The sequence below is a fragment of the Gordonia sp. i37 genome (genome assembly GCF_002043085.1).
GTDB classification, from domain to species: domain Bacteria; phylum Actinomycetota; class Actinomycetes; order Mycobacteriales; family Mycobacteriaceae; genus Gordonia; species Gordonia polyisoprenivorans.
In genome coordinates, this window is sequence record NZ_MVPX01000540.1 from 1 (window position 1) to 8,597 (window position 8,597).

Annotated in this window: 10 protein-coding genes; 5 read left to right on the plus strand and 5 right to left on the minus strand. The window is 67.7% G+C overall.

Annotation, left to right across the window (positions count from 1 at the left end; genetic code table 11):
* Positions 1–115: 115 nt before the first annotated feature.
* Genes B1964_RS26925 through B1964_RS26935 form a run of 3 tightly spaced genes read right to left on the minus strand, consistent with a single transcriptional unit; the run spans position 116 to position 3,784 of the window.
* Positions 116–1,648 carry a hypothetical protein gene (locus B1964_RS26925; RefSeq protein ID WP_079931998.1) on the minus strand — a complete coding sequence of 511 codons (1,533 nt, stop codon included), beginning with the start codon at positions 1,646–1,648 and terminating at the stop codon, positions 116–118.
* A 22-nt stretch (positions 1,649–1,670) separates the two neighbouring features.
* A complete protein-coding gene (locus B1964_RS26930; RefSeq protein WP_014358756.1) occupies positions 1,671–2,765 on the minus strand; it encodes an ArsA family ATPase in 1,095 nt (364 codons plus the stop codon).
* Positions 2,765–3,784, minus strand: a complete 1,020-nt coding sequence (locus B1964_RS26935; RefSeq protein WP_231387073.1) for an ArsA-related P-loop ATPase — start codon at positions 3,782–3,784, stop codon at positions 2,765–2,767. Before B1964_RS26935 ends, B1964_RS26930 begins: the two co-directional genes overlap by 1 nt.
* A gap of 183 nt (positions 3,785–3,967) precedes the next feature.
* On the opposite strand from B1964_RS26935, the gene B1964_RS30165 reads away from it, so the two are divergent.
* Genes B1964_RS30165 through B1964_RS26950 form a run of 4 tightly spaced genes read left to right on the plus strand, consistent with a single transcriptional unit; the run spans position 3,968 to position 6,338 of the window.
* Positions 3,968–4,132, plus strand: coding sequence for a DUF4177 domain-containing protein (locus B1964_RS30165; RefSeq protein ID WP_006373145.1), 165 nt, complete (start codon positions 3,968–3,970; stop codon positions 4,130–4,132).
* Between the two features lie 5 nt (positions 4,133–4,137).
* Positions 4,138–4,614, plus strand: a complete 477-nt coding sequence (locus B1964_RS26940; RefSeq protein ID WP_014358758.1) for a RidA family protein — start codon at positions 4,138–4,140, stop codon at positions 4,612–4,614.
* 49 nt (positions 4,615–4,663) lie between these two features.
* The gene (locus tag B1964_RS26945) at positions 4,664–5,431 is read left to right on the plus strand and encodes a TSUP family transporter (RefSeq protein WP_079931999.1); all 768 of its coding nucleotides are present in this window, start codon (positions 4,664–4,666) and stop codon (positions 5,429–5,431) included.
* Between the two features lie 43 nt (positions 5,432–5,474).
* Positions 5,475–6,338, plus strand: a complete 864-nt coding sequence (locus B1964_RS26950; protein ID WP_079932000.1) for an MBL fold metallo-hydrolase — start codon at positions 5,475–5,477, stop codon at positions 6,336–6,338.
* Positions 6,339–6,436: 98 nt separating this feature from the next.
* Here the strand turns inward: B1964_RS26950 and B1964_RS26955 are convergent, their stop codons facing one another.
* The gene (locus B1964_RS26955; protein WP_006373149.1) at positions 6,437–7,111 is read right to left on the minus strand and encodes a Crp/Fnr family transcriptional regulator; all 675 of its coding nucleotides are present in this window, start codon (positions 7,109–7,111) and stop codon (positions 6,437–6,439) included.
* A gap of 212 nt (positions 7,112–7,323) precedes the next feature.
* Positions 7,324–7,536 carry a hypothetical protein gene (locus tag B1964_RS26960; RefSeq protein WP_026920367.1) on the minus strand — a complete coding sequence of 71 codons (213 nt, stop codon included), beginning with the start codon at positions 7,534–7,536 and terminating at the stop codon, positions 7,324–7,326.
* A 148-nt stretch (positions 7,537–7,684) separates the two neighbouring features.
* Between B1964_RS26960 and nth the strand changes: the two genes are divergently transcribed.
* Positions 7,685–8,506: an endonuclease III gene (gene nth / locus B1964_RS26965; RefSeq protein ID WP_079932001.1), complete on the plus strand. Its 822-nt coding sequence runs from the start codon at positions 7,685–7,687 to the stop codon at positions 8,504–8,506.
* The last annotated feature ends 91 nt before the right edge of the window (positions 8,507–8,597 follow it).

Sequence of the window (8,597 nt, forward strand, 5' to 3'; positions counted from 1 at the left end):
GGCGGGAGTGCCCCGCCGGTGATGTCGTGTCCGGGGGTGTGTGGTCCGTTCGGGGGACAGTGTCGTGTTGAGGAACAGGGCCGATCGGGACGCACCATTCACTGCAGGCCGAGATTCACAGCGGGCCGAGGTCGACCGGCTCCGGCCACTGCATGGTCCCCGGCCGCAGGATCTGCAGCACCCCGCCGGCCGCCACCCAGAGCGTCCCGTCGTCGGTGCGTGCGACCGACACGGTGGACGAGAGCACCGGGGTGCTGAGTGTCGGCGTGAGACCGTCCCGGTCGAGGACGGTGAGCAACCAGAACCGGCCGCGGTCGTGGTCGTACTCGGCGGGTCCGGGTAGCGGCCACCACCCCGACCGCGCCGTTCCGTCCGGCGGGTGACCGAGGGTCCACAGCCCGTCGCCGACGGTCCCGGCGTAGAGGAATCGCCGTGGAACATGCTGTGTGTCAGTCGCTTCGAGAGTCGGTGCCAGGGTGACGACGCTGTCGTAACAGGCGATCCCGAGTGGGGAGGTGAGCAGCGAGGGTCGGTCGTGGTGGTCGTCGAGGATCACCGGATCGCCCACATCCATTGCGCCGTCGAGGCCGACGCGCACCAACACCACACCGTCGGTGCGCGGGCTCGGTGAATGCAGCAGGACGACGAACGAGTCGCCGTCGGCGATCGCCGCGGTGACCACGGCGGTGGGGACCTCGACGCTGCGTGATTCCCCGCCGGGACCGTGGATGCTCCACCGACCCGCGCCACCGCAGGCCAGAAAGTGTTCGCCCACAACGGCTCCCGCGACGACCGGGGTGTCGTCGACGGTCCGTGCAGGCTCTCCCGGCGTCAGGCGGTGGGTTCCGTCGGGGCCGCCGATCCAGCATCCGGTGGGCGTCGCCCACACCGACCGCCCGTATCGCACCGGGCCGGGAAACAGATACTCGCTTGCCCGGTGGTCGGAGTCGATCCGAAACGCCAGCGGCAGAACCGCATCCAGCGCCCACAGGTCGTCGCCGGCAGCGGACACCTCGGCAATCACTGCCGGCGGACGCAGTGGATACGGTCCGGCGTCGTCGAGATCGAGATCGATCAGCGCGCCGGTGTCGACGTCGGTCGGTGACGGGCAGTCGGCGTCGAACCGGTCGTCGGTGAAGAATCTCGGCGCGCGGTCGACCTCGCGATAGGTTGGCCGGCGCCCCGGAGTCAGGCTCCATCGGCGTGGCGGCGGAACCCGCTGCCACGAGTGCGAGACGACCTGCACCCGGGTCACGCGCCCGCGCACCGACCCCTCTGCGTCGATCCCCATGACGCCGTGAAAGGTGCCGGTCAGTTCCACCTGTCCGGTCCGCGGCCGTTGTCCCTCCCACGACGCGGTCCAGCCGTCGCCGCGCAGCAGTCCACTCCACCAGAGGTCGTGTTGCCCGGCGTTATCGGTGGCCGCGGTCTCGTCGATGACACCCCGCCGATGTGGTGGGCGACCGGACGGTTCGAGCCGGGCGCGGATGGTCATCGCGTCGTGCTGATCGGTCCCGGTCTCGCTCGTCGAGTACTCCCAGAACCGCAGGGGGAATTCGACGACCTCCCCGATCGCGGGTGGGGGAATCTGCCCGTCCTCGATCGCGATGCGATCCACCAGGATCGTCAGTACGCGGCGGCGATCCATCGGTGTCCCAGGCGGATCGAGGTCAGCCCCGACCGGTGATCTGCTCGGCGACCGCGCGCAGGGCGACGCGGTCGGCCACCTCGAACGGTAACGACGGGACTCCGACGATCGGCACCGTCGGATGCGCAGAGGTGAACCGCCCCAGCAGGTGGACCTCCCGTTTGGCCGTCGCGGCACGCTCCGCGTGCACCAGCAGCACGCCGCGCGTCAGGTCGTCGTCGGCCTTGTCCACGGCCACCCGCGCGACCTCTTCGGGGATGCCGGTGAGGTTCGGGTGGGTGCGATTGAGGATGAGCCCGGCCAGCGGCATCGACTCCTCGGAGAGGCGATCGACGAAGAAAGCCGCCTCCCGCAGGGCGTCGGGCTCGGCCGCGGCGACCACCGCGAAGCGGGTACCGGGCTGTTTGAGCAGTTCATAGGTCTTGAGCGCGCGGTCCTGGAAGCCGCCGAACATCGAGTCGAGTGACTGCACGAACGTCGCGACGTCGCGCAGCATCTCACCGCCGATGATGGTGGAGACCCCGCGCATCGCCAGGCTCATCGCGCCGGTGACCATGCGGCCGACGCCGCGGCCGCCGCCGACGAGCACCTTCATCAGCCGACCGGACAGGAACGACCCGAGGCGCTGCGGTGCGTCGAGGAAGTCCAGGGCGTTGCGCGACGGTGGGGTGTCGACGATGATCAGGTCCCACCGGTTGGTCTCCAGCAGCTTGCCGAGCTTCTCCATCGCCATGTATTCCTGTGTGCCGGAAAAGGATTCGGCGACAGTCTGGTAAAAGGAGTTCTCCATGATGGCCGCGGCGCGCTCGGGCGTGGAGTACTCCTGCACCATCTCGTCGAAGGTGCGGCGCATGTCGAGCATCATCGCGTCGAGCGAGCCGGTCCCATCGATGGCCACCGGTTGTGGATCGTTGGTCAGCTCACTCATGCCCAACGACTGCGCGAGCCGCTTGGCCGGGTCTATGGTGAGCACCGCGACGGTGCGGCCGTGTTCGGCGGCGTGTAGGGCCATCGCCGCGGCGGTCGTCGTCTTGCCGACGCCACCGGCGCCGCAGCAGATGACCACGCGCGTCTCCGGGTCGGCGAGCACCGAGCCCATCTTCAGGTCGAGGGGCATCAGGCACCCGCTTTCTGCAGCAGATTGGCCAGTTCGTAGAGGCCGCCGAGGTCCATCCCGTCGCCGAGGGTGGGTAGTTCCAGCGTCGGGACCTCCACCTCGTCGAGTTGGGCCTTGGCCACCTGCTGCGCCTGCAGCCGCGAGGCGTGTTCGATCGTCTCGGTGAGCAACCCGGCGAAATCGGCCTCGCTCGCCTCGATGCCGGCGTCGGCGAGCCCGGCCGCGACCCGCTGTGCGTCGACGTTGCCCTCGGCGATGTCGTCGATCTCGTCGGGCGGCAGGTGCATCGGGTTCACCCGGTTGATGATCAGGCTGCCGACGCGCAGGTTCTTGCCGCGCAATTCCTCGACGGCCTCGATGGTCTCGGTGATCGGCATCGCCTCGAGGAGGGTGACGAGGTGGATCGCGGTCTCCTCCGAGTGCAGCAATCGCGCCACCCCCTCGCTCTGGTTGCGGATCGGGCCGGTCTTGGCGAGGTCGGCCATCGCCTTGGTGACGTCGAGGAAGCTCCCGATCCGGCCGGTGGGCGGGGAGTCGACGACGACGGCGTCGTAGAGCCGCACGCCCTTCTTGTTGGTTGCGATGATGCGTTCCTTGATCTTTCCGGTGATCAGGACGTCACGCAGCCCCGGGGCGACCGTGGTGACGAAGTCGATCGCGCCGATCCGCTTCATCGCCCGGCCGGCGAAGCCCAGGTTGTAGAACATGTCGAGGTATTCCAGCAGCGCATGCTCGATGTCGAGGGCCAGCGCCCACACCTCGCCGCCGCCCTCGGCGGTGGCGATGCGGGTGTCGGTCGGCGGTAGCGGCGGCAGGTCGAAGAGTTGCGCGATGCCTTGGCGCCCCTCGCATTCGACGAGCAGGACGCGCTTTCCCGCGGCAGCCAGGGCCAGCGAGAGCGCGCCGGCGACGGTGGTCTTGCCGGTGCCGCCCTTACCCGAGACGAAGTGCAGACGTGCTTTGGCGGCCGAGTCCGGCCAGATGTTCGGTGCGGTCACCGCCTCCTCGTCGTCGAGAATCGCTGCGACCCCGTCAGGTCGGGGTCGGCTCTGCCGACCACTGGATGTCTGGTCGCCCCCGGGCGTGTCGTACACCACGGATTCACCATATCGACTCAGTCGGCGTCCAGGGTCACTCCGGTCAGGTCATTTCGCCCGATCGTGCCTGCGGGCACGCCGCCCCGATGCCCTAGGCTTGGGGCCATGAGTGATGTCACCGCCTGGGAATACGTGACGGTTCCGCTGCTGACCCACGCCACCAAACAGATTCTCGATCAGTGGGGCGCCGACGGCTGGGAGCTGGTCAGCGTGCTGCCCGGCCCCACCGGAGAGCAGCACGTCGCCTACCTCAAGCGGCCGAAGGGCTGAGGCCAATGAGCACCTGGACACAACGACTCGACGAGCTGGGTATCGAGCTGCCGACGGCCCCCACCCCGGTCGCCAATTACGTCCCGGCGGTCCGGTCGGGGAATCTGGTCTACACCTCGGGGCAGTTGCCCTTCGTCAACGGTGAGCTGTCGATCCACGGCAAGGTCTGCACCGGCGCGGAGGGTGTCGTCAAACCCGACGAGGCGACGGCGGCCGCACGACAGTGCACCATCAACGCGTTGGCCGCGATCAACGGACTCGTCGGGCTGGATTCGATTGTGCGCGTGGTCAAGGTGACCGGGTTCGTCGCATCGGCGCCGGGCTTTACCGGGCAACCGGGTGTCCTCAATGGTGCGTCGGACCTGCTCGGCGAGATCTTCGGGGAGGCAGGCGTGCATGCCCGCTCCGCGGTCGGTGTCACCGAGTTGCCGTTGGGCGCGCCGGTGGAGGTCGAACTCGTGGTCGAGGTCGGAGACCGGTGAATGTCACCGAGGTCGGAGACCGGTGAAGTGTGTCCGAGGTCGCTGACGCTTGAGTGCTGAGGTCGTCGCGGCGCTCATCCTCGCCGCGGTGGCCGCGGGATGGGTCGATGCCGTGGTGGGTGGCGGTGGTCTGATCCTCATCCCGGCTCTGTTGATCGGTGCGCCCGGGATCGTTCCGGCGTCGGCACTGGCCACCAACAAGCTGGCCGCGGTCATCGGGACCGCGTCCGCGGCGTGGCGATACTCGCGCACGGTGCCTCTGCGTGCGCGTCGTCTGGCGCCGGTGTTCGCCTGTGCCGCAGTCTGTTCCGGTGCGGGAGCGTTTGTGGCGAGTCGGTTGCCCACCGACGTCTTCACACCCATCGTCCTGGTGATGCTGGTGGCCGTGGGGTTGTTCGTCGCGCTCAATCCCGGGTTCGGATCGGGTGTCGCGCGGACGCGCTCCCGGACGTCGGTGGTGTGCGGGCTGGTGATCGCCGGGATCGTGGTGGCCTTCTACGACGGTCTGATGGGTCCGGGCACCGGAACCTTCCTGATCATCACGCTGACGGCGTTGGTGGGTACGGATTTCGTGCAGAGTTCGGCGACGGCGAAGGTGATCAACACCGGAACCAATCTCGGGGCGCTCGCAGTGTTCGCCGCGCAGGGCCATGTGTTGTGGTTGCTCGGATTGGCGTTGGCGGTGGGCAATGTCGTCGGCGCGCAGGTCGGCGCACACATGGCGCTGGGCCGGGGCAGCCGGTTCGTGCGGTGGGTGCTGCTCGTCGTCGTGGTGGTCATGGTGGCCAAGCTGTCCTACGACCTCATCACCGGATGAGCCTGACTCTCGCGCGGTGTCGCCGCGGCATTACCCTGGCCCCATGAGCGCCCCCGACGACCAGTCCCGAGCCGGCGAGGTTCCCGACGACGCTGCTGCCGCCGCCGACCCGGTGCATCCCGCCTACGGGGTACTGCGCGAGGTGACGCCATTCGCGTCGGTGTTGTTGTGCGACAACCCCGGCGTGATGGAACTCGACGGCACCAACACGTGGATTCTGCGGGCGCCGGGCAGCACGGAGTGCGTCGTCGTCGACCCGGGGCCACCGCGCCACAAGAAGCACGTGAAAAAGGTTGCGGCGCAACCGGGTATCGCACTGACCCTGATCACCCACCGGCACTTCGACCACACCGGGGCCATCGACGCGCTGACCAAGCGGACCGGTGCCCCGACCCGTGCCCGCCTGCGGTTGCACTGTCGTGACGCCGCACCCTTGCGTGATCGCGAGGTCATCGAGATCGCCGGTCTGCGCATCACGGTGTTGTTCACGCCCGGCCACACCGGCGACTCCGTCAGCTATCTCGTCGAACACGACGGGCAGCGCGCGATCCTCACCGGCGACACGATCCTGGGCAGCGGGACCACCGTCATCGATCCGTCCGACGGCAGTCTGCTCGATTACATGGGTTCGCTGAACCGGTTGATCGTCGACGGTGCCGAGGCCGCGCTGCTGCCGGCGCACGGACCCGACCATCCGACGCTCGAACCCGTCGCGCGCTTTTACAAGGCGCACCGCGAGGAACGGATCGACCAGATCCAGGCCGCTCTCGACGAGATGGGCGTTTCGGCCAAGAAGGCCAAACCGATGAAGGTGGTGCGCAAGGTCTACGCCGACGTCGACAAGAAGCTGTGGCCCGCGGCGCGGATGTCGGTGAAGGCGCAGCTGGAGTATCTGCGTCAGCTGTGACTTGGGGGCGAAAACAGTTCTTCCCCCACTCTTTCGTTCGTCCCCGGGAAATTGTCGGGGGAAGAACGAGAAAGTAGGGGAAGAACGTCGAGCTGAGGTCAGCGGGCGCGGCGGGCGAGTCGCTCGGAGTCGGCGATCAGCACGCTCTTGCCCTCCAGACGCAGCCATCCGCGCTGGGCGAAGTCGGCGAGCGCCTTGTTGACGGTCTCGCGCGAGGCCCCGACGAGCTGGGCGATCTCTTCTTGCGTGAGGTCGTGGGTGACGCGCAGCGAGCCGCCCTCTTGGGTGCCGAAGCGTTGGGCCAGCTGCAGCAGCTGCTTGGCCACACGCCCGGGCACGTCGGTGAAGATCAGGTCGGCGAGGTTGTTGTTGGTGCGACGCAGACGTCGGGCCAACACGCGCAGGAGCTGTTCGGCGATCTCCGGACGGTCCTTGATCCAGGCGCGCAACGCATCCCGATCCATCGAGACCGCGCGAACCTCGGTTACCGTCGTCGCCGAGCTGGTGCGCGGACCGGGATCGAAGATGGACAGTTCACCGAACATGTCCGACGGACCCATGATCGTCAGCAGGTTCTCGCGACCGTCGGGTGACCGGCGGCCGACCTTCACCTTGCCGGACAGGATGATGTACAGCCGATCACCGGGTTCGCCCTCGTGGAAGATGACATGTCCCCGCGGAAAGTCGACAGGCTGAAGCTGCTTGGTCAGTGCCGCTACGGCAGAGGGCTCGACGCCCTGAAAAATGCCTGCCCGCGCCAGTACTTCCTCCACCAAGGAGTCCCTTCTCACTCATGATCTCGGTTGTGCTCCACTGGCACACCCGCTGCAACGCTACTCTCGCCCCCAGCATATGTGTTGAATGGGTCACCGGCGTTGTAATGGGTGGCGTGTCTGCTCAGGGCGAACATCGGCGGCCGACGACTACCGGGCAGAAGCGCATGCCGACGTGATCGGACGAGCGGCGCCGGGTGGTGTGGACGCGGTCAGCCGGCCCGACGATTGCGCAACTCGTCCAGCGCGGCCGGCATGCCCTCGCGGGCCAGGGTGTCGACGTCCTCGGATTCGGCCGCCGACAGGAATTCCTCGACGTTGTCGCGGTTCACGGTGACGCGATCTGTCCAGGACTGGACCTTCTCCATGCCGAGGGCGAAGAGCATCAGTACGGCCGGGAACAGCAGTACGGCTAGTCCTTGCATGGCCACAAGTAAACACAATCGGGCTCGTGACTCCCAACCAGAACGGCCGCGGTAACCCAGTTGTGACCAAAGCGCGCCGCTGGTTGACATCGGCAACACAGGGCGCCGCACCGCGCCCCACGCCACCGCGCATCGCTAACCTGGTCGGGTGAGCGCGCGCAAGACGGCTGCATCGAAAGCCCAGCCGAAGGCTGCATCGGCAACCCAGCCGAGGTCGGGGACGGGTGGTTCGGGCACCAAGAAGGCCGAAACCCATCTCGGGTTGGTTCGTCGCGCCCGCCGGATGAATCGCACGCTGAAGGTGGCTTTTCCGCACGTGTACTGCGAGCTCGATTTCACCACCCCGCTGGAATTGTCGGTGGCCACCATCTTGTCGGCGCAATGCACCGACGTCCGCGTGAACCAAACCACCCCGGCGGTTTTCGCCCGCTACCGCACCGCGCTGGATTACGCGCAGGCCGACCGCACCGAACTCGAGGAATTGATCCGCCCCACCGGTTTCTACCGGAACAAGACCAACTCGCTCATCGGGCTCGGCCAGGCACTCGTGGAGCGGTTCGACGGCGAGGTGCCGCATACCCTGCCCGAGCTGGTGTCGCTGCCCGGATTCGGCCGTAAGACCGCGAATGTGGTGTTGGGCAATGCTTTCGGGGTTCCCGGAATCACCGTCGACACCCACTTCGGTCGTCTGGTCCGGCGCTGGGAGTGGACCGAGGAGACCGACCCGGTCAAGGTCGAGCACGCCGTCGGCGAACTCATCGAGCGCAAGGAGTGGACCGATCTGTCCCACCGGGTGATCTTCCACGGCCGTCGCGTCTGCCACGCGCGAAAACCGGCGTGCGGGGTGTGCATCCTGGCCAAGGACTGCCCGTCGGTCGGAACCGGGCCGATGGACAAGTCGGCGGCTGCGGCCCTGGTGAAGGGGCCCGAGACCGATCACCTGCTGGCGTTGGCGGGGATCACTTCGTGACCACCGACAATCTGCCGCCCGTGGAGAAGCCGACCCCGCCGGATCGCCGGCGGGGCTCTCGTTTTCCCCCGGCTGCGCGATGGACGCTGGG